At 69.9% G+C, this 21,298-nt stretch carries 14 protein-coding genes; 3 read left to right on the top strand and 11 right to left on the bottom strand.

Annotated elements, in window-relative coordinates:
- Positions 1–2 precede the first annotated feature (2 nt).
- On the top strand, positions 3–1,025 hold the full coding sequence (locus tag ADK41_RS01130) for a phosphotransferase family protein (RefSeq protein WP_234318535.1): 1,023 nt from the start codon (positions 3–5) through the stop codon (positions 1,023–1,025).
- Here ADK41_RS01130 and ADK41_RS01125 read toward each other — a convergent pair.
- The 5 genes from ADK41_RS01125 to ADK41_RS40515 form a co-directional block, all read right to left on the bottom strand.
- The gene (locus ADK41_RS01125) at positions 986–2,275 is read right to left on the bottom strand and encodes an ATP-grasp domain-containing protein (protein ID WP_051842851.1); all 1,290 of its coding nucleotides are present in this window, start codon (positions 2,273–2,275) and stop codon (positions 986–988) included. The genes ADK41_RS01130 and ADK41_RS01125 overlap by 40 nt on opposite strands.
- Positions 2,272–3,423 (bottom strand): glycine amidinotransferase, encoded by a 1,152-nt coding sequence (locus ADK41_RS01120; protein WP_030819377.1) that lies wholly within the window; start codon positions 3,421–3,423, stop codon positions 2,272–2,274. Before ADK41_RS01120 ends, ADK41_RS01125 begins: the two co-directional genes overlap by 4 nt.
- Before the next feature lie 29 nt (positions 3,424–3,452).
- Positions 3,453–4,430, bottom strand: a complete 978-nt coding sequence (locus tag ADK41_RS01115; RefSeq protein ID WP_030819379.1) for an aspartyl/asparaginyl beta-hydroxylase domain-containing protein — start codon at positions 4,428–4,430, stop codon at positions 3,453–3,455.
- A 15-nt stretch (positions 4,431–4,445) separates the two neighbouring features.
- Complete coding sequence (locus ADK41_RS01110; RefSeq protein ID WP_030819381.1) at positions 4,446–5,852, bottom strand: hypothetical protein; 1,407 nt, start codon at positions 5,850–5,852, stop codon at positions 4,446–4,448.
- Between the two features lie 61 nt (positions 5,853–5,913).
- Positions 5,914–7,086 (bottom strand): cytochrome P450, encoded by a 1,173-nt coding sequence (locus tag ADK41_RS40515; RefSeq protein ID WP_030819383.1) that lies wholly within the window; start codon positions 7,084–7,086, stop codon positions 5,914–5,916.
- Positions 7,087–7,458: 372 nt separating this feature from the next.
- Between ADK41_RS40515 and ADK41_RS01100 the strand changes: the two genes are divergently transcribed.
- Entirely contained in the window at positions 7,459–8,778 is a 1,320-nt protein-coding gene (locus tag ADK41_RS01100) for a helix-turn-helix transcriptional regulator (RefSeq protein WP_030819385.1), read from the top strand.
- Between the two features lie 278 nt (positions 8,779–9,056).
- Here ADK41_RS01100 and ADK41_RS40505 read toward each other — a convergent pair whose 3' ends face one another.
- Positions 9,057–9,821 carry a hypothetical protein gene (locus ADK41_RS40505; RefSeq protein ID WP_158717624.1) on the bottom strand — a complete coding sequence of 255 codons (765 nt, stop codon included), beginning with the start codon at positions 9,819–9,821 and terminating at the stop codon, positions 9,057–9,059.
- Positions 9,822–10,033: 212 nt separating this feature from the next.
- Here ADK41_RS40505 and ADK41_RS41955 point away from each other — a divergent pair, with 212 nt between their 5' ends.
- Positions 10,034–10,177, top strand: coding sequence for a hypothetical protein (locus tag ADK41_RS41955; protein WP_167353436.1), 144 nt, complete (start codon positions 10,034–10,036; stop codon positions 10,175–10,177).
- A 127-nt stretch (positions 10,178–10,304) separates the two neighbouring features.
- On the opposite strand, the gene ADK41_RS01090 is transcribed toward ADK41_RS41955, so the two are convergent.
- The 5 genes from ADK41_RS01090 to ADK41_RS01070 all read right to left on the bottom strand — a co-directional run bounded on the left by ADK41_RS01090 (position 10,305) and on the right by ADK41_RS01070 (position 21,073).
- Positions 10,305–10,568, bottom strand: coding sequence for a hypothetical protein (locus ADK41_RS01090; RefSeq protein WP_030819389.1), 264 nt, complete (start codon positions 10,566–10,568; stop codon positions 10,305–10,307).
- 348 nt (positions 10,569–10,916) lie between these two features.
- A complete protein-coding gene (locus ADK41_RS01085; RefSeq protein ID WP_030819391.1) occupies positions 10,917–13,919 on the bottom strand; it encodes a DUF499 domain-containing protein in 3,003 nt (1,000 codons plus the stop codon).
- Positions 13,920–13,968: 49 nt separating this feature from the next.
- Entirely contained in the window at positions 13,969–16,689 is a 2,721-nt protein-coding gene (locus ADK41_RS01080) for a DUF1156 domain-containing protein (RefSeq protein ID WP_030819393.1), read from the bottom strand.
- Entirely contained in the window at positions 16,686–19,922 is a 3,237-nt protein-coding gene (locus ADK41_RS01075; protein ID WP_234318537.1) for a helicase-related protein, read from the bottom strand. The genes ADK41_RS01080 and ADK41_RS01075 overlap by 4 nt, the downstream gene beginning before the upstream one ends.
- Positions 19,919–21,073: a helix-turn-helix domain-containing protein gene (locus ADK41_RS01070; RefSeq protein WP_158717625.1), complete on the bottom strand. Its 1,155-nt coding sequence runs from the start codon at positions 21,071–21,073 to the stop codon at positions 19,919–19,921. Before ADK41_RS01070 ends, ADK41_RS01075 begins: the two co-directional genes overlap by 4 nt.
- Between the last annotated feature and the right edge of the window lie 225 nt (positions 21,074–21,298).

Raw genomic sequence — 21,298 nt, 5'->3', positions numbered from 1 at the left:
ATGTGACGAACAGCCTCCGGGCGGGCATCCTGAGCGGCATGGACTTCCATCCGGTTGAGCGTGCCTCGCAGGCGTTCCAGCAGTCACTGACGGCGGAGGAGATCGAACAGGTCTGCCGACGGGCCTTCGGCGGCGACGCCGCGCCTGTGTCCGCTGTCGAGCTGGGCACGGGGATGTACAACAACGTCTACCGCGTCACCCTGGCCGGCCAGGTCCGGCCGGTGATCCTGCGGGTCGCGCCGCCGGAGAGCCGTCAGTTCCGGAGTGAGCGCCACCTGATGCGCAACGAGTTCGCGAGCCTGCCGTGGCTGGCGGTGATCGCGCCGCTGATGCCGCGGGTGCTCGCCGCCGACTGGTCGCACGAGGTGATCGGCCGGGACTGGATGATCCAGACCCACCTGGACGGCATCGCGGCCCCGGAGCACCTGGGAACGTATCCGCGTACCACGTGGCCGGCGTTCTTCCGGCGGATGGGCGATATCGCCCGCTCCGTGCACGACGTGCGCGGCCCGCACTTCGGGCCTGTCAGCGGCCCGGGGTACGCCACCTGGAGCGAAGCGGTGATCGCTTCGTTGGAGGAGATCGCTGCCGACCTGGACGGCGTCGGCCTGGACGCGGCCGACGTGCGGAAGGTCGCGGCGGTGGCCGCGCACGAGAGCGCCGTGTTCGACGAGGTCACCGAACCGAGGCTGCTGACCGGGGACCTGTGGACCGTCAACGCCCTGATGGACCCGGCAGCCCCCGAGCCGGTGATCACCGGCGTCCTGGACTTCGACCGCACATGGTTCGGTGACCCCGCCGCTGACTGGACCATCCGCATGGCGACGGCCAAGGCGGACGAGCGCGAAGCGTTCTGGGAGCCCTATGGAGTGCTGGACCGCTCGACCGCCGCAGTGTGGCGGGCGCGGGTGTACGAGGCCCGGCACCTGGGCGCGATCCGCCTGGAGCGCCACCGGCTGGCCAAGGCGGACGCGGTCCGCGAGAGCTACGGCGCGATGGCCGAGGTGCTCGCCGGACTGACCTGACCGGGCCCGTCCATCGGTTCGACGTGGATGCGGAATTGCCGCAGGAGCGCGTCGGCCCGCTCCTCGACCTCGGCGGCGTCCGGGCCGGTGACCACGAACGACCCCAGCCGGTGGCCGTTGGCGTCCGGCTCGTGGACAAGGCCGCCGATCGCCACCCGCCGGCGGACGAACGGTACGCCCGGACCCGTCCCCGGGAGCCCAGAGAACGACGTCAGCCGTCCCGCGCGCGGGCTGGTCACGAACCGCACGGTCGCGTAACCGCGGGCGGTGGGGGTGAGTGCGGCCGGGCGTCCGAGGGCGACGTCGAGCAGCGCCGCCCACACGTCTACGCCCAGGGCGTGCTGGATCAGGAGCCCGATCTGCCCGGCGGCGAGGCGGGCACCGATCTCGATGACCACGCACCGCCCGTCCCTGCCGACCATGACTTCGGTGTGCGAGGCGCCGTGCCGGATACCGGCCGCCCGGATGGCCGCCTCCGTCTCCCTGTACACGGCTGCCTCGACGGCCGGGGGCAGGTGGACGGGGAGGCTGTGCCCCGTCTCGACTCTGTTCGCGCCGCCCGTCACCTGCTTGTGGGTGACGGCGAGGTGCGTCGTGGTGCCGCCCTGGGTGAAGGACTCGACGCTGTACTCCGTCCCGGCGGCGTACGCCTGGACCAGGACACGCGGGTCGCCTCCGCTTGCGTACATGCCGGCCACCGCGCGGGCGGCGTCGACGGCCTCGGCCGCACCAGCCGGGCCGCTCACCACCCTGACGCCGGCGGAGCCCGCCCCGGCAGCCGGCTTTATGACGCACGGGAAGCCGACCCGCGGGTCCGCCAGCGCGGCCCGCAGCCCCTCCTTGTCCCGGACAAGGACCGTGTACGGGGCGCGCACCCCTGCCGCGGCGAACGCCTCGGCCATGGCCGCCTTGTCCCGGGCCGCCCGTGCCCGGCCCGGGTCGTTACCGGGCACCCCCAGCTCGGCGCAGAGATGCGCGGCGAGTTCGGTCAGGTACTCGTTGACGGTCAGCACCGCGCCGACACCGCGGCGACGGGCATGCGCGGCAAGCTCGGCCAGGGCCCGGTCGGGCCGGGCGAAGTCGGTGACGATGTGCCCGGCCAGCAGGTCCTTCAGCTCAGGCCCGTAGCCCTCGTACGCCGTGGCGGTGGTCGCGGCGTGGACCTGGTGCCCCCGGGCGGCGGCCGCCATGGCGAGGGCGCCCGCTTCGGGGCCGGCCGCGTCCAGCAGCAGCACGCCCGGGAGGGTCACGACAGGTAGTCCTCGAAGCCGCCGGTGCGGTGCGTGTCCAGGGTGAAGCAGTGGAACCCGCCCCCGAACAGGCGCCGGTGCCGGTGGCGTACGGGCACCACGCCGAAGCCCTCGGCCTCCAGCAGCTTGGCCAGGCCGGTGCACTCCTCGTTGACGAGCACCGTGCTCTCGTCGACCGAGAGGACGTTGAGGTCGATGTAGGGGCTGGTGAGGACGAGGTCCTCGTAGTCGTCGTAGACCGGGAACGCGCCCGCGTCCGGCTCCGGCGGCACGATGTAGCGCCACGAGCGCAAGCGTTCGGGCATCAGGTCCCGGATGCCGTCGTGCCGGGCCAGGAACACCCCCGGCTTCAGGGCGAGGACCATCGAGTCGATGTGGTTGTCCGCCATCCGCCACACCCGGTGGACGCGGTACTGGTGGCCGAGGTGCCGCTCCAGCCACTCCGCGCCCCGGGTGTGGTTCTCCTGCGCGACGTTGACGACCAGGTCGCGGCCCAGCCGCAGCACCTGCGCGCCGTCCAGCATCATCTCCACGCCGACGTCGTACGGGCTCGGCTGCGGGTCCTCGATCGCCTCGGTCGGCCCGCCCAGGGTGGTCGCGGTGTCGCGCGCGTACGACAGGTCGAAGCTGTTGTCGGTGAGGGTGGGGCGGGGCATCGTCGTCCACCGCGCGCCGTCCTCCCAGTAGCTGGTGAAGACCGGGGCGAGCAGGCGGGTCTCCAGGTAGCGGGAGCGGATCGCGGGCGGCGTCTCGATGATCTCGGCCCCGAGGATCAGCGTGTTGTCGCGGATGTTCAGCGCGGGCGTGGGGGCGGCCTCCCAGCCCAGGCCCGCGATCGGGGCCGCGTTGGCAGGCAGGGGCAGCGGCCGGTGCACGGCGATTCCGAGCTCGGCGAGCGTGGCCGCCAGCGCCTCCACGTCCTCGTGCAGCTCCTCGGCGTACCGCGCCTTGATGGTCCAGCTCTCCCGGTGGCCAGCCGCCGCCTTCGTCAGGCGCGGATAGGCCCAGTCCGACCGGAAGCCGCTCAGGTTCTCGTGGTGGAACAGCTCGAAGCTGACGTCGCGGTCGTGTCCCACGTAGTTGGCGGCGGACCCGACGATGACCTCCTTGAGCGGGGTGAAGTCGTCGTGACTGTTCAGGCGGGGCATGGGCGTTCCTCTCCGGCGGACGGGGCGGGTCAGGGGGTGCGGGGGGCTGCGGTCATGTGCCGGTCGGCGAGCGCGCGGCCCCGGCGGACGCGCAGGGTCAGACCGGCGCCGTCGTTGTCCGGCTGGAGGGTGCGCTGCTCGCTCCAGCCGGAGAACCGGAACTCTCCGGCGTCGCCAGCCGGAACGAGGGCGAAGGTGGGCCCGGCGATCGTCAGGGTGAGGACGCCGTCGGCGTCGCGGGCGATGCGGGCGGGGATGAGGGAGCCGTCCAGCGGGGCGGCCGCGTCGAAGTCCGCGAACCCGGACGGCAGCAGCGCCTCGTAGGGCAGTCCGGCGGGCCAGGCAGGGTCCGGGCCCGGGCCGGTGCGGTTGAACAGGACCTCGCCACGGGTCAGCAGTTGCTGCCAGGAGTCCGGGAACCAGTCCGCGAGGTCCGCGGTGAGCAGGGCGTCGATGACGACGTGCACCCGGGTCACCGCGGTGCTGGTGTTGCGTACCAGGTGCTCGCGGGAGAAGTCCCCGTACCAGAGGGTGCCCGGCTGCCAGCAGTGTTCGACGCCGCCCAGGACGAGCACGGCGCCCGGGTCGGTGATGACGGGGATGTGCAGGCGGACGATGCCCCGGTCCAGGCGGTACTTGGGGTCGCTGTGCGGGTTGGAGACGGCGCCGGGCCCCAGCGCCATCAGCCGCACTGCGTTCAGCGGGGCCGGGAGCGAGTGAAGGATCTGAGCGAGGTAGGGCAGCTGGTCGAGCCAGCGGGTCGCCGCGAAGGGCTGAGGGCCGGGGCCGCCCGGGTCGGTGCGCTCCGGGTCGCCGCCGAGGCTGCGCAGGGGCAGGACGCGCCAGTCGATCGAGGCGGCTTGGCCGACCTGCCCGCCGTAGGTGTGGATGCGCTGCGGGTTCCACGTGTGGGCGGTGACGGCGGCGAGTTCGGCGGCGAGCTTGTCGGCGTCGAAGACGGGGGAGAGCTGGGCGGCCTCGGCGGCCGCGGTGAGCGAGGTGGTCATGGTGAGGCTCCCGGGTCAGGAGGAGAAGGACACGGCGCCGGTGCCGATGTGCTGGCTGGCGTCGTAGGTGCCGGCGGGCACGGTCGCGAACCGCGCGTCGAGCCGGCCGAAGGCGCCCGCGTGGCCCTCGGCGGGGTCGTAGGCGATGCAGAACACGAACTGCACCGGCTCCCCGGGGGCCAGGGGGATGGCAGGCATCGACACGATCACCCCCATGCGGGTGGCCGGGTCGTACGTCAGGCCCAGCTCGTCGAGCGCGGCCAGGAACGCGGTGAAGGAGGACACGGCCCAGGTGGGCGGGACGTGGTACTCGACCACCTGCCGGGCCGGGGCGGCGGCGACCTCGACGATGCCGTGGGCGATCGACTGGTAGATGTGCAGCGATCCGCTGACCTGGGCGTTGACCTCGGTGAACACCACCCGCCCGCCGGGCAGGACCAGGGCGTCCGCGCTCAGGTGCCCACGGTAGCCCATCGACCGGTACGCCTCGGCGAGGCGGGTGCCGCCGTCCAGGAGTGCCGTACGCACGGGCTCGGTGACGCCGTTGAGGGGTACCACCTGGTGGCTCAGGCGGCGACCGACGTAGTGCAGGCGGCCCGTCTCGGTGGCCCGGGTGCCCTCATCGGACGTGTAATGCTCGGAGTACACCGCATCGGCGCCGGGCGCGAACTCCTCGATGACGACCGGCCACCGGTCTTCCCTGCTCGCCCACGGCCACCGCTTCGCCCAGTACGCGGTGATGCCGTCCGGGCCCGGGGCCAGGTGGTGCAGGTGCCGGGCACCGACGTGGTCCACCGCCATCTCCTGATCGCGCACGAGCAGCTGGTTGCCGACTCCGGCACCGTTGTGGGCCTGCTTGACCACGACGGCCCCGCTCGCAGAGGTCTCCAGCAGCGCGCCGGTCGCCTCGATGGCTTCGGCGCGGCTGCGGCAGATGCGGCCCGGCAGGATCGGCACCCCGGACGCCGCCGCCAGGGCCCGGAAGTTCGCTTTGTTGTTGCCGATCTCCCCGCCGCCCTGCTCGAAGAAGGCCGCCCCGGGGAAGCGGTCGCTCACGCCCAGGGCGTTGGCGAGCCGTGCCACGGCGGCCGACGGCCACAGCGCGAACACCTCGCTCACCGCGCCGCCCCCATCCGGGCCGAGCGCGGCCCGCACCTGCTCCACGAACGCGGGCACGGTCAGCGAGGCGGGATCGAGCAGCCGGTTGCCCCACGCTCCTGCCGGGGCGGTCAGCACGGTCAGCTCCTCGCGCTTCACGCCGGTGTGGGCCAGGGCGTAGTCGACGAACACCGCATCCGGCTCGCAGCACAGGATGAGCAGGTCACCGGGGCGGGCGAACCAGAACAGGCGCTGCGTCCAGGCGCGCATGTCGCCGCGCGCGCGGATCGAGGGATCGATGTGGTTGCCGATGAGGATGCGCACGACGGACTCCTTCAAGAGGTGGGCGGGCGGCGCCTCGCGGCACCGGGCGAGGGGGAGGGGATCAGCGATGAAGCAGGGCGGCGGGCAGCGTGTCGAAGGCGCGCATGGTCGCCGTGCGGCGCCGTACGCCGTCGTCGGCAGCGGCCAGGTGGGCTCGGTGGTCGCTCAGGGCGGCGACCAGGGCGCGCAGTCCGGCCTGGGCGACGGTCGTACCGATGCAGGAATGCGGCCCCCACCCGTACCCGAGATGCGGGTTCGGGGTGCGGTCCAGCACCAGCTCGTCCGCCCGCGCGAAGGCGGCCGGGTCACGGTTGGCCGCCGCGAACAAGGTGACGACCTTCTGCCCGGCGGCGATCTCGACCCCGCCGATCCGGCACGCCCGTACCGCCGTGCGCGTGGTGCCCTGCACCGGCCCGTCGAAGCGCACCAGCTCGTCCACACCCGTGGCCAGCAGCGCCCGGTCCCGCAGCCGGTCGAGGACTCCCGGGTGGATGAGAAGGGTGTGCACGGCGTTGCCGACGGCGGCCGCCATCGTGCTGTAGCCGCCCTGGAACATCACCCGCGCGGTGTTCTTCACGTACAGCCGGGCAGCCGCGTCGCCGCCGGGGGCCGCCGCCTGGCGGACCCGGGCCAGCAGGCCGGGCCGGGCCGAGGCCGCGAACCAGGAGTCGACCAGGTCGCTCAGCTGCTGACGAGCAATCCGCCCCGGCTCCACGAGCGCCGGGTTGAGGCCGCCATCCATGCTCCGCATGATCGCGTCCGACACGGCGGCGAACTCCCCGTACGGCGGGGGCTCAACACCCAGCAGATCGGCCACGACGGCCACGGACAGCGGCACGGCAAGCTCGGCCACCACGTCGAACGGACCCCCGCCGGCCAGCACGTCGAGCCGCTCCAGCACCAGGCGGCGGGCGCGCTCCTCGATCGCGGTGAGGTCCTGGGCGCGCAGCGCGGTCATGAACAGGGAGCGGACCTGGCTCTGCTGCGGCGGGTCGAGCGTCTGCACGCTCAAGGACGGCTCGGGCACCGTGCCCCCGGTGCGCCGCGGGTCACGGGCGAACGTGGCGTGGTCGCGCAGCACGCGCACGCTGTCCGCGTACCGGGTCAGCGCCCACGAGTCCATGCCAACGTGCCAGAACACGGGCTCGCGCTGCCGCAGTTCGGCCAGCACCGGATACGGGTCGCGCAGGACCTCCGGGTCCAAGGGGTCGTAGCGGTCGGTCACAGAGGGCATCGCGGGTCCTTCCAGAGCGGGGAGGGCGGGCCCGCCCCAGCGGACCCGCCCCGAATGCCTCGGACTCAGTGGTCGTACGACATGGCAGTCCCCTTCCTCGGCGTTGGCGACGGCGGACGTCCCGCAGGGTGGCGAAGGCTCCGTTCGGCCCTCGCCCGACGGGCGGCCAGGTGCAGCCCGGCGGGCGGGACAAAGGCCGTAGGAAACGGGTTCGTCACCGTGGTCCCGCCCGGTCGCACAGGCGCCGAGCGGAACACCACGAAGTACAGCCCCCGCCGAACTCCGTGCCCAGACGCGCGCCCTATCCCCGCCCTATCCCCGGTCTGCACGAACCGCTCCCCCTGGGGGCGGAGCGGGTGGTGCAATGAGCGGGTGGACGACGAAATCCGCCACCCCCTCGCGTACGCCAGGAACGAGCGCGGATGGTCGCAGGAGGAACTGGCCCGCCGCATCCGGCGGGCCGCCGAGCGCCGTGGCCTGCGCTCAGGCACCAGAGGGTCACGGATCTACAAGTGGGAGACCGGCCGGGCCACCCCCGACGAAGACGAATCCCAGCCCCTCATCGCCGAGGTCTTCGGCATCGACTACGCGGCCGTCGCCCATCTCGGCTGGCCCCACTGGCTCCCGAGCCAGGACAGCCCGCTGCCGCTGGGCCCGCACAACGCCGTCCCCTCCCTCCGAGAGGCCCTGATGACCTCCCTGGACCGCCGCTCCTTCCTCGCCTACACCAGCGGCTCCCTGGCAGCCCTCGCCCACCAGTGGGCCATCACCGAGCCCGGCCGGTTCCCGCGCCTCACCGCGCGCGGTGAAGTCGACGCCGAGATGGTCGCCTGGCTGGAGAACAGCGGCGCCGAACTGATCCGCCTCGCCACCGAACGCCGGCAGCACACCCACCGTCTGCTCGACGCGCACCTGACCGCCGTCACCGACCTCATCAGCGAGGGCCGCTACACCCGCCCCGTCGAACAAAGGCTGCATACGCTGGCCGCCGCCCTCTCCCAGGCCATCGCCTGGCAGCACTTCGACGAACGCCGCCACGCCTCCGCCGGCCGTTTCTGGCACGCAGCCCTCCACAACGCCCACGCCGCCGACCAGCGCGACCTCGGTGCGGGCATCTTGTCCGACCTCGCGTACCAGTTGCTGTGGCTTCGGAACGCGCGTACCGCGGCCGACATCCTCGAATACGCGATCCCCCGCACTCGGCACCCCGCCGCGCGATCTCTCCTGCACCTGCGACAGGCCCGCGCCCTCGCCGCCCTCGACGAGGGCGGCCGGTGCCGCCGCGCCCTCACCGCCGCGGAGAAGGCCCTGGACACCTCGTCGTACGACCCCGCACCCGCCTGGTGTTCATGGATGTCACACGCCGATCTCGCAGCGGACGGCGGGCGCTGCCTCGCGGATCTCGGCCAGCGGCGCCAAGCACACCAGCTGATGGACGAGGGCATTGCCCTGCTGCCCGCCACCCGCTCCAAGACTCGATCCGTCTTCCTCACCTACCAGGCCGAGACCTACCTCCGGGACGGCGAACCGGAGATCGCCGCAGCGACCGCTACCCATTCCCTGGACCTGGCCAGCCGGATCGCCGCACCCCGGTGCGTGACCATGGTGCGCGACCTCGAACCGGAGCTGTCTCGGTACGCGCACACACCCGGCGTCGGCGAACTCCTCGAACGACTCCGAGCCGTCGGCTGAAACTCTGCGACCGGCTGCCCGGCCCCGCTTGTGAAGCTCGAACGGATGCGCCGCCATTGGACGTTGCTCATCCTGAAGTTGGTCGAAGGCGACCGCGCCATCGCCGGACACCTCCACGAAGCCCACATCGGCACCCACTTCGCCCGCGCCTACGTCATCCCCGTCGGCCGACCCCGCATGAGAGTGCCCGCAGTCGGCCCCGGCACCGCTTTTCCCCCGTGCCGTGGGGCGCTGCGGGGGCCGACGCAGCGGCCACTCTCGACCCCGGAGCATCCGGCCTACGCGAGCGGGGCGTTGGCGCCGGTGAGGTCTTCGACCACGCCCGGGTCGAGCTCCGCGGCGCGATCCCGCAGGCGCATCTGCTGCGCGGGGGTCAGGCCAAGCTCGTCGTCGAAGGCGAGGCGTTCGAGGGCGGCGGCGATGTAGCCGGGCGCGGCTGCTGCCAGGGCCTGGCGCACGGCCTCGCCGACAACGTCTGCCACGGGCAGGTCAGCGGAGTAGTGCGCGGCGATGCCGTTTGTCTCGGCCGCCCGCATGTTGATCCGCTCCAGAGCGGCCTGCACGCTGGCGTCACCGTGGTCGGCACGCAGGACGAGGTCCACTTGGTCGCGGCCGCTTGCGGCAGCGGTCACCGGCCGGAGACCAGACGCAGCCGGCCGCTCGGGGGCAGCCTCCTGCACCACCTCGGCGGCCAGAGTGTCCTTGGGCCTTCGTCGCACCTTCTCCTTGAAACGACGCGCCCCCTCCTTGAGGTATGGGGTGGCAACCTCCACGGCGGCGACCGTCACGGTTCGAGCGACCTCCACCGCAATGTCGGTGGCGCAGTTGACGAGGATGTTCCTTAGGCCGTCCTTGTAGCCCTCGTCGTACCGGTCGTCGGCGTCGAAGAGTTCGGCCTGGGCAACGAGCGAGTTGTCCCGGTCATCGCGGGCGGTACCCCGCATACCGCCGGAGGAGGCACGGGAACGGTCGAGGTGAGTGCCGGCGGGGAACTCGACCAGCATGAACTTTCGATTCGGCTGCAACCGTTGATAGTTGGACATGACGGAACTGTAGGGGGCCGCACCGACAGCGCGGCCGTTTCCAGGGATCGCCATCTGCCGTCGCTGAGGAAGTCGTTTACCTCGCCCTCGCTCTGCTCGAGTGCCTCGGCCGTAGCCCCTATTGTGCCGACCCTCCCGCGTCCGGCGGCGAGGAACGTGCCTGATGTGCCTGAACAGGATATGGGCCTGTGACCAGCAGGAGCACTTGACAGATGCAGATAATCCCCTCGGCAGTCCACCGGTTCGGGCTGGTGGACCTCGAGCCCGCAGGGGGCGACGACGGCCAGGTGGTCGACGGCCAACTGCTGGTGGGTGTCGACAACAGCCTCAGCAGCTCCAAGTCTCCCGGCCGTTGAGGGTCGCGCATGCCGCGTCGGCGGCAGTCGCGCAGCAGGTCGGCCCACGACTCGGTCGACTCCCGCAGGCCCTCGGCCAGGGCGATCAGTGTGCAGAAGCGCCTACTCGCCGCCTGAAGACGCCCGCCTAGTCGTCGTTCGGCAGGTACCACCCGTGCTCGCGATGCCTGGGCTCTGGTGGGTTCGGGTTCTCGCGGGCATAGGCCTCGTTTGCACGGCGAGTCATCTCTGCGTCGTAGCGGTGCAGCTCGTCGTAGAGTTTGTCCGCCTCGTTGACATCCCCAGCGGATACGTAACGCTCTCGCAGCGCCTCGCGCTCGTCTGCGAGTTCCGCGTCGGACAGCGGGCGGAGGCTACCGAGGCCACGCGCGATGGCGTCGAAGATGCCCATGCGTTGATGTTGTCACACTGGCGGCTACCGCCGCGCCGTTGTCCGCCAATACCGCCTCGAAGGTACGCGAAGATGCCCGGCTCGCGGCCGCCGAGATCACCGCGCCGGAAAGCCCCATCCACAAACTCTTGACTGTTACTCGAGGTTTTTGACCGACACCACGGCCGTCTCGAACCCGGTGGACGGAGTCCGGCACGGATCTGCCCGCATAGCAGGTGATGCCCCTCCTCCGGAGGGACCTCGGCAGTTTCCAGGACCAGTGCCGTCGGCAGTCGACCTCGTTCGACTGCCGACGGCAGTTGGAATGGCCAGCCCTTGTTACTGGGTGGCGCGGCCCGGGTCGCGTGCCTAGATCTCCTTGAAGGTGGCCGCGATGCCCAGTTCCTGAAGGCGCTGCTGAATCTGCTCGGCGGCATAGGCGTTGAGGACGACCTGGATCGTTCCCTGCAGATAGCTGATCTGTCGTTCGTCCAGGGCCATGTAGAACGCCCGGAACAGTGCGGCAAACCCGTCGGCGCTGTCGGCGCTGGCCAGCAGGTTACTGGTGAACGAGAACGCCGCCTGCTTGTCCTTGGCGGGTGGAGGGGTGTCGGCGTCTGAACGGCCGCCGCTTGTTGTTCGGCTGTCGTCGTTAGTCGGACCGTTCGACGCACCGGGGCTGGCTGCGCCGCTCGGGGTCGCCTCATCCGGGGCTTCCGGGGCACTGTTGGTCACGCACGGGCCCTCGTGGGCTGGTTCGCTGCACGCCGGGCATGCCCGAGGTTGCGGTTTCGCCAGCCGCAGGCTCGTGCTCGCGAGGTTGACCTGCCCGGGTGCGGTGACAGCAACTTCCGTGCCCATGCCGTCGACGATGCTGACGAGGTTCTCGTTGACGGCGTCGTAGATCGCTTGCTGGAGGTCACGGTCGCCGCCGTAGAGCAAGGGCAGCCGCGGGGCGCTGTAGAACGCGGCCCGGATGTCCGAGAGGGTTTTGCCGTAGTCCTGGTCGCGGAGGTTGTGCTGCAGGGCCCTGGGGGTGAACTCCCCTACGTCGAAGACCTTGTCCCGGGCGGCGAGTGCCTTCCAGACGGCGGTGCCGTTGAGGGCGGTGAAGTTGTCGTCGTCGTGCGTGAGCTCGTCGAGGTAGCGTTCTCCGTCCGGGTCGGGCTGGGCGAGGAAGACGATGTGCTGGTAGGCCCGCTTGAGGGCCTTCTCCATCTGGTCCTTCGCGGCGGCGAGCTCCTTGGTTCCGGTCGTCTTGAGTTCGCTGTCGTTCTGTACTTCGGGTGCAGCCAGGGCCCTCTGCCGGGCCAGGTACTCGACGGCCAGGCTGCGTACGAGGCTGCGGCGCTGAGTGTTCGCTACCGCGTAGACCGCGCTGCTGGCCCACTGGACGGGGAGTCGCTGTGCGCCCTGTCCGAGTCCCATCGCGACGGTGAGCGCCTCAAGGGTCGACTTTTCCATGCCGTTGCGCAGGCTGAACTGCGCAGGGTCGAGCACGATGAGGCGGGTCGTGTAGGCGGTGTCCAGGCCGCTCGTGGCCATGACCTCGGTCGCGGTGCGCTGAAGGTCGGCGGGCAGGAACTTGAGCTCGCGGAACGGGCCGTTGCTGGCCAGTTTCTGGGCGAACTCAGAGATGACTTGGTCACGCTCGTCTTCGGTGATGGTGCGCCGGATATTGGTGACGAGCATTCGGTGGGTGAGCCGGGTGGACAGGAAGTACCGGGCCGGCTTGTTGTTGCCCTGTCCGCGGACGATGTCGAGGGCGCTTATGCCCCGGCCCTGGTCGACGAGTTCGTCGACCACGCTGTCGGCATCCGTGATCGTGTAGCGCATGTCCGGCACGCTGGTGACGGCTTTGACCTCGGGTGCGCTGGCGCCGCGTCCGCGTCCAGGGCGCAGGGTTCCGACGATGCTCGCCAGGAAGATGAAGGTGGCCGCGCGCTCGGCCGCGTGCGGATTGGCTTCGATCCAGGGGGCTTCAGACCGCTTGAGATCCTGTCGGCGTGCGGTTCCCGTGGATCCGTCGTGGTTGACGATCTCGATCTCCGCGAGGCTGCGGTAGTTCGCGATCGTGCGGTCGTCCTCGACAAGGCCGCTGCCCAGGAGTGCTTCGCGAACAGTGCTGTCCGAGAGCGGGAGGTCGCCTGGGCCAATGAGCGCTGGCGCCCACTCACCGGCCTTGCCGCGCTGCTGGAGGGCATACACCGTGGCGGCGAAGATGCGGATCGTGGAGCGGACCCGCTGGAACCCGGTGACCCTGCTCCACTCGTCCTTCGCCAAGGCCATCAGCATGGGGTGGAAGGGATAGCAGGCAGCGACCTCGTCGGACCAGTTGCGTCGCCAGTCAGCACCGATCTGCTCCCAGACGTGCTTGGCCCAGGCCCGGTCGGTGAGCACCGGTTCGTAGAGTGCGGCTGTCGCGGCGAGGACTTCGCGGGCGGGTTCGGTGTCGAACAGTCGCCGGCGCAAGATGTCGGCGAAGTCTCCCACCTCGGTGACCGTGGCCGGGAGGCCGTTGCGTTCAAGCTGGCTGTTGAGGTCGTCGCGGCGTTCCTTGGCGGCAGCCGACAGGGCGGTCTTGTCGGTGTCGGAAGCGATCATCACCACGAGCATGGCTACGTGGGGTACGTCGTTGACTGTGTCGAGCAGGGCTCGGAGGAAGGCCATGTCCTGGGCTGCGAGGTCGGGCTTGTTGCTGCCGTCGAGGCCGTTGCCGATGTAGTCGAGGATCTCGTCGACGATGATCAGCACAGGCCGGTTTACGGCCCGGATTGCCTCGGCGATCTTGTGCTTGTCGCTCCAGAACGGCTGATAGCGCTCGTAGAGGGCGTAGTCCTTGGAGAACAGCCGCCACAAGAACCTTTCGTGAAGGCTGACAGCCGGCCCGTCGAGTTCCTTCACTCCAGCGCCTGCGGTCATGTTGTCGCAGGGAAGAACGACGACATGCGGCTGGCCGAGGTCGCGGGCGAGCGGTCGCCCCATCTTTGCACGTGCCCGCTCGGCGACCCTCTCGCCGAGCTCTGTGGCCAGGAGGACCTCAGGGGCGGCGGCCAGGTGGAAGGCACCGATGCAGGCGTGTGACTTGCCGCCGCCCATGCCCTGGTCGAGACGGGTGACGGCCCGAGCCTTGAGGTAGTCCTCGCCGCCGCCGACACGGACCGCGATCTCGGTGAGTAGGTCGATGAGGCGTTCGGTGGGGTGGGTGATGTCCCCGTAGTAGCCGGCGTCCGCGTACGGCGGCCGATCCGCACCGGTTGCGTGGACGGCCCGGAACAGTGACATCTGCACGTCATCGATCTGGCCGGAGGCATTGAGGATCTCCTGGCGGATCTTCAGTGCCTTCCACCACGGTGTCACGCTCGTCGTCACTGCTGGTCTCCTGGGCTGGTGGTCATGGATGCTCGTACGGTGTTCGTCATCAGTGCAGCCTCAGCTGGGCGTCCTGCTCCTGCTGACGGCGGGCGCTCTCGAGGACGCTGGCAGCGGCGGCTTCGGCGGCGCTGCCGATTCCGGGACGGGTGCGCAGGACGCGGGTGAAGGCGATGGAGTCCGGGTCGTTGTCGGGGAGCCGGTCGGCGAGGAACTGCACGGTCGACCACAGGTAGGTGTCGTCGACTCCTCGCTCCGAAGCCGCCAGTACGTGACCCATCGCTTGCAGTCCTTCGCCGGATGCTGCGGCGAGCGCCAAGGCGACGTCGATGGAAGCGGAATCTCCGTCGACCTTGCCGCTGTATTCGCGGGAGGTGATGAAGCGGACGCCCTTGTCGGCGTCTGCGACGAGGTTGCGCACCGAGGCTAGGTCGAGGGAGGACGCGAGTGCCTGCCACCGCAGCTCGGACTTCGCCTGGACCTGACGGCCGTAGAGCCTGATCCACCACAAGGCGAATCGGGTGCGGGCGTCGAAGGCTGCCAGCGGCTGACGGTTGACCTCAACCGCCATGGCCTCTTGGACCGCGGCGCGCGCCAGCGGCAGGAAGGTATAGATGTCGACGGGCTCGCCCTTGGCGTCGAGGACTTCGCTGTAGCGACCCACAACTTCCATGGCAGGGCCGGCGGCGGCCATCAGCATGTCTGCAGGCGCCAGGCCCCATCGCTCCCAGTTGGGGTAGCGCTGCTTGATCTCCGTTTTGATTTCCGCCTCGACGGCGCCCTTGCGGCCGGCAGGGCGGCCTGCCGGGGCCGGGCGGCAGGCCATGGTCAGGGTCGTCTCGATGTTGGCCTTGCCCTGTTGGCCACCGGACTCGGTGTTGGCCGGCCAGGAGCCGGTCATCACCAGTCCGGCTCGCTCGATCGAGTGCAGCAGTCGCTGCCACACCTCGGGCTCCCCGTGGCCGAAGACGATCGTGACCACACCGTCGTCGCGGACGACCTGCCGCATCTGGGTGAAGGCGTCGGCGATGAGGGTGTCGTAGTGCTCGCGGGTGCGGTGCTCGTCGGGGGCTTCACCCCGTACCCGCTTGACGATGATCTCCTGGCTCTTGTCCTGGCAGCCGTGCGGGTCGGCCGTGATGGCGAGTTCCGGCCAGGTGTTGTGTAGGCACCGCTTGGCCCACGTGTAGAAGAGGTCGGAGGCGTCCGCGTACGCGATCATTTGGTCGTACGGCGGGTCGGTGACGACCGCGGTGAAGGTGCGGGGCGGGAAGGGCAGGGCGGTGGCGGTTCCCCGCTGTACGGAGGCCGGTGCGCCGCGCAGGTCGGCGAACAGGTTGCGGCAGGCGGTTAGAACGTTGTCCGCAATGGACTTCCACGTTCCGGGACCGTCTCCGATGCCGGCCTCGAAGAAGTCGTGGGAGAAGGTGATCGACCCTTCGTTGACGAAGAGATCCCCGACACGGGCACCACCTGAGCTCTGGAACCGGGCGCCGCGTGTGGAGCGGCGCAGCTTCTTCACCACGACTGCGGTCGCATACCCGGTCAGGGCCCGCACGTAGTCCCGTGACATTCCGGCGGCGGTCAGTTCGTCGCCGAGCTCGTTGATGATGCGTGCGAGCCGTACGTACGACAGGGTCTGGCGGGTGACCATGAAGTCGCCGTAGGTCTTCGCCCCGTAGATGCTCGGGCCGATGATGTTGTTGTTGCCCGGTGCGATGCCTTCGTCCGGGATCGCAGGCAGGAATGGGCTGAACGCCGGCTCTGCGGCCAGTGCCCGGTCGGCCGCTGCGACGGCCTCGCGTTCTGCGTCTGTGGGCTGGCGGAAGGTCTTCTGGCTCTTGACGTCGATGTCCGCAGCGAGGACCAGAGCGTCCTGACCCTGTCCCTCGTCCAGCAGGCGGCGGTGCACGGCGAGCGGGTGGACGTGGTTGCAGAACACGCAGATCGCGCTCTTGCCCGCTACCTTCTTGCCGTTCACCACGGCGTTGGTCAGCGTGGGCGTCCGGGTGGGCTTTCCGGGGGTCACGACCGCTTCCCACGTGCCGGTGGCCCGGTCCGCGTCGATGTAGAACGACACGGCCCCTCTGTCGCCGCGGGCCGGCATCAGCTCGTAGGAGCCGATGAGCGGGAACCGGTGGTGGCATTCCTGGCAGGGGATCGTGACGGACCACAGATAGCCCCACGGCAGGGCACCGTTGTGGCGGGGGTAGACGTCGCTCATGGCGGCCGCGTGCCGGGTCTGGATCTCCGCGAACAGCGATTCGAGGTCGCCGAGCAGCCGGTCCGTACGGGACATCAGGAGGTGGTCCCGCTCTTCCCCGAAGGGAAGCTCGGGCTCCTCGCTCCAGTCTTCGAACGGTGCGGAGGTGAGCAGGTGGCTGGCGAGGACCGCGATCGGGCTGTAGTCGACGGCCGACGCCTGGACGCCCAGGCGCGCGGACTCCAGGGGGATCATGCCCCGCCCCGAGAACGGGTCGAGCGTGGTCGCGCCTTCGGGATTCGTCTTGGCGATCTCGGCCTGCAGTTCGTTCCAAGCGGCGTAGCGGCCTGTCATCGCCTCCCGGACCAGATTCTGCAGCCGCGTCTGCTCCTCGGCGTCATCGGGCCACGGCAGCAGCGAGCAGATGGTGGCGGCCTTGGCCTGGGCGGTGGGTCGCTTGGCGAACCACATGAACAGGGAGATCTCGCTGTTGCCGGAGCCCCAGCCCTTGTCGCTGTTGGCCGACACCTCCGCGCTGGGAAACCATCGTTCGATCATCCTGGTCATGCGTTGCTCCCCGGTGCGTTCTTGAGGCTGCTGCCCGGGACGCGGAAGACCGCGTTCCCGGTCATGTCGTTGGCGAAAAGGGTGGCGGGGTCCTGGTAGGCGCCGAAGAAGCGGCCCCGGCCGTCGGCACACTGGTCGATGACGTAGAGCCAGTAGTCCTTGCGGTGCTGGGTGGCGATCAGGACCTCGTTGCCGGTCATCCGGATGCCGTCACTGGCCGCGCTGCCCAGCACGCCCTTGACCTCGACGTGTCGGATCTGGCTGTTGCGGCGGGCCTCCAGGTCGTAGCCGCGGCTCTCCGTGTGGACGTCTTCCACGGTCCACCCGTCGTCTTCAAGGAGGTTCTGGACGTGCCGCATGGAGACCAGTTCGGCATCGATCTCCGCCTGGACGGTGACGTCGGCCGCGGCCAGGACGCGGATCCGGCCGATCAGCTTCGGGTCGGTCAGCTGCACGTCCGCGAGCCGTTCGAGTTCGTCGAGCCGCTGGGCGGTCTGGGCCTGAAGACGGCGCCGTAGCTCCACCCGCTTGGTCCGGTCGTCGATGTCCTCGGTGAGGCTCAGTGGCAGGTTGGTCAGGTCTCGGCGCGCCTGGGCGAACCAGTCGGCCCGTACCCGTCGGTGCTCGGTGACCGTGGCGGCGGCCACCTCGCGGGCCGTCGTGAGCGCATGCCCTTCACGTGCGGGATGAGGCGCGGTCCCGTGGTGCTCGGTGGGCACCAGGTTGGCCAGGGTCTCCCACCGCACCGGACGGGCGTTGCCGCTGTCGTCGACCTTGACCAGGCTCGCCCAGATGCTGGCGCGCTTGCCGTCGCTCTCGGTCATGGTCGCCGTGTACGCGTACAGGTCGTACGGGGTGAGGCTGGTGGGGTCGGCGGCGGCGCCGGACTGGTGCAGGTCCTCGGCCAGGGTGTGCTCGGCCATGCCGATCAGGTCGGCGAAGCCGGGTTCGCCGGGCCCGAGGGTGATGGTGTCGCCGACGTCGATGCTTTCCGCGGCCTCGCGTACCGCGTCGCCGCTGGTGGCGATGTGGACCTCGCTCGTGCTGCCGAGCGTGGCCGGGAACCGTGCCCCGCCGGTCAGCGACAGTCTCCGGAATCCGGTGCCGGCGGCGGTAGGCGCGGATTGCAGCACGCCGGCGGCGGCGAGCCGGTCGAGATACGCCTCGACGATAGCGGGGTTGATTCGGGCGAACAGGTCGCGCTGGAGCAGGGTCAGCGCAGCGACTGCGTCGACCTGGCTGGCCAGGCGACGCTCGTTGTCGCGCACCTGCCGGGCCGCCCGGGTGAGTTCTTGCGCCTTGACTGCGCGGGCGGCATCGATCGCCTGCTGCTTCTTGATCTCGTCGTTGCCGTACAGGTCGGACAGCCACTTGTCGTAGTCGATGCCCGTGATCTCGGCGACGGCCGACAGGCTGTCGAACATCTGCCCGCGCAGCTCGTTCGCCGCGGTGACGAAGTGGTCCAGCAGCCGCAGGAGAGTCTCGCCCTCGCGTGTGTCGGTGGCAACCAGGTTGTACAGGTGAACGTCTCGGAGCTGGCCGACGCGGTGGATGCGCCCCATGCGCTGCTCGAGGCGGACCAGTGACCAGGGGATGTCGTAGTTGACCAGTACGTGGGCGGCCTGCAGGTCGATGCCTTCGTTGCCGGCGTCGGTGGTGACGATGACCTGGAACTCGCCTCGCATGAAGGCGCGGCGCACCTCGTCGCGCTCGGGCTTGCTCTGTCGTCCGGAGTAGAGACGGGCGGTGAACCCCTCGGCTTCGAGGCGCCGGGCGATCCACTCGGCCGAGTCCGCGTACTCCGTGAACACCACGGCCTGCTCGCCGTTGCCGGGGAGAATGCCGTGCTTGGCCAGACAGTCCTCGGTCAGCCGCTTCCACTTCGACGGCGTCCACGCCGGGTTACCGATCGTGGCGTTGATCTGGTCCGCGAGGTTCTTGATCGCCGCCCGCTCGGCTCGCGTGGACGTCGAGCTCGTGTGGATGACCTTGGCCTCGTCGATCTCCGCCTCGTCACCTTGGCCCTCGCGGTCGGCGATGAGGGCCGCTTCGGCCTCGCTCATGGCGCCCATGTGGTCGTGGCGCCGCCGGAGCGTCTCGGCGAGCGCATACAGACTGGACGCCGCCCGCTTGCCGTAGACCATGCGGGCGAGCGGCTGGGCCGAGGGCGCGAAGTACCGGTCGACCATGTCCAGCGCGGCCTGGTAGAAGCCGTACTCGGTCTGCGACAGGGCAACGCTGTGGTTGTGGGCGGTACGGCCCTTGAACAGGCGTGTCTTGCCGTCGTAATCGACCAGGTCTTCCTTCATCCGTCGCAGGAAGTGGATCGGGCCCGGCCGGAGCGCGCTGAGCTCGACGTTGGGATCGCTACCCGGGTCTGGGTAGATCTCCGGGTCGACCAGATGCAGAAGATGCCGGAAGAGCCACTCCTTGCCCCGATGCGGGGTCGCGGTCATCAGCAGGGCCCTCGGGGTGTTCTTGGCCAGCAGGCGGCCAACCTGATGGAACCCGGCCGCAGTCGGGGTCAGCCGGTGTGCCTCGTCGAAGACCACCAGGTCCCAGCCGGCCTTGTCCGGCCGGATAGCGTCCTGCACAGCGGGGTTGACCGCGGCCAGCTCCAGGGAGGTCACCCACAGGTCGTTGGAGTTCAGCGCGTTCTCACGGACTGTCGCCGAGGTGAGCTGCCGCAGCCCGCCGCCCAGCAGCCGCTCGAAGTCGTCCACCCACTTTGTGGCCAGGTTCGCAGGGCACACGATGATGGCGCGTTTGACCAGGCCCAGCCGCTGCATCTCCCGGATGTAGAGACCGGCCATGATCGTCTTGCCGGTGCCCGGCTCGTCGGCGAGCAGGAAGCGCAGCAGCGGTTGTGGCAGCATCGCGCCGTACACGGCCGTGGTCTGGTGCGCATACGGCTTCAGCGGCGTGGCCGCCATGGCACTCGACTCTGCGTTCGTGGCCGCCGCGTACATCCACTGGGTCCACATGGCTGCCAGCACCCGGGCAGAATCGGCCCGGCCATCACTGACCAGCGGGCGAACGGTCTGAGTGTCTCCGGCCGCCAGGTTCACCTCGTGCCGACGGTCCTGGTCGTCGACGAGGATGAGGTCCCACGAATTCGGCTCGTCGCCCGGAAGGGCAAAGCGGATGGTAGCGAACTCGGGCACTCCGGCGGCCCGGACTCGCACTCGCTGTCCGCGTTCGAACACCACCTCGTGGTCAGGCTGCATGCTCATGCGCGTGTCCCGTAGTTCGTCCGGATCCAGCGGGCCAACAGCGGATCGATCACGCGCCACCCCTGGTCTGTGTCTTCGATGAGCCCAGTGGCGACCAAGTGCGGGGCCGCCTTCTGGGCCGTGGTCTTGGGGAGCCCCAGGGCCCGCAAGGCCCGGGCCGCCATGGGCGTGCCGTACTCGGCCACCGCCCGCAATACCTTGCGCTGCCCCACAGTGAGCCCGCTCATCGTGGCGCGGGCCTCCGCGTCGACCTGTCGCAGGGCCGCGGTGATTGCTGCCTCAAGATCATCGGTGGTGGCCCGCTCCCCCGCAGGGACTTCTTGCCACAGCAGGTGGGCCAGCAGCATGGTCCTCTGGGGATGCCGCTCGCTTGCCGCCATGAGTCCGTCCACAACATCGGACACGTCCCGGTTCCTCGCGGCGAACCGGTCCTTGATCACTTCGCGAAGCTCTGCGGCCGGCAGCCGGTCCAACTGAAGCGTCCGCATCTGCCCTACGGGGCGTTCCCTGTCGTCCGGCGCAGTCGACAGCATGCCTGGTCCGCCGCCGGCGAAGAGGTAGGAGACTGTCTGCCGCTGCTGCCACGCGTGCTGCCAGATCAGGGCCTGCGCCTCCGGGACCCTGGCGACGGACTGGAACTCGTCCAGCACGATCAAGATCCGTCCAGGCCTGTGCTGAGCTAGCTGGGCGGGCAGTTCCAGCAGCGCGTGCAGCGCCGGCTCCGGGTCGGTGGTGGGCTTGTCGGCCATGGTCAGCGCGAAGCCAGCCCCAGAGATCGACACGCCGGCCTGAGCGCTGCTGAGGATCTTGCCTGCCGTTGGTCGGAGCTCCTCAGGTGTGTGCTGGGCCCACGCACGCTCCAGACGGAGCACCAGATCGGAGAGACTGGCAACCTCGAAGAGGTCGGCGGTGACCACCATCAGTCCGACCTTCTCACCCTCGGACGCGATCTTGCGGATCAGGCTTGTCTTGCCATAGCGCCGCGGAGCCACCAGGGCCATCAGTTGGCTCTCGTGGGTCCATGCCCTGATCGTGTCGGCCTCCGCCCGCCGGTTGATCATGCAGTCAGGAGGGACTGGCCCGTCGAACTCGAACGGGCTCGCGGTGTCCCGCATCGCCGACTCCAAGATGTATGCCGCGGAGATCTCCATAAGGTACGCCGACAGCGTACCCGTCCGGTACGCCACCGGCGTACGTATTTGACGATCCGCCGCATCGGCCCCAGAACGTGATCCGCCATAGCGTCGACACCCCTCCCGCAGGCCGTGAAGCCCATATGGCAGTCGCTTCACTCCGGCCGCAGGCGTAGCGGCACCGGCGAACGAGGGCGCGCGCTTCTCACATCAGATTGGGTGATAACGACTTAAAAGAGACCG

The sequence above is a fragment of the Streptomyces caelestis genome, from assembly GCF_001279005.1.
GTDB lineage: Bacteria > Actinomycetota > Actinomycetes > Streptomycetales > Streptomycetaceae > Streptomyces > Streptomyces heliomycini.
The sequence above is the reverse complement of the archived record's forward strand: the minus strand, read 5'-3'. Positions and strand labels throughout refer to the sequence as shown.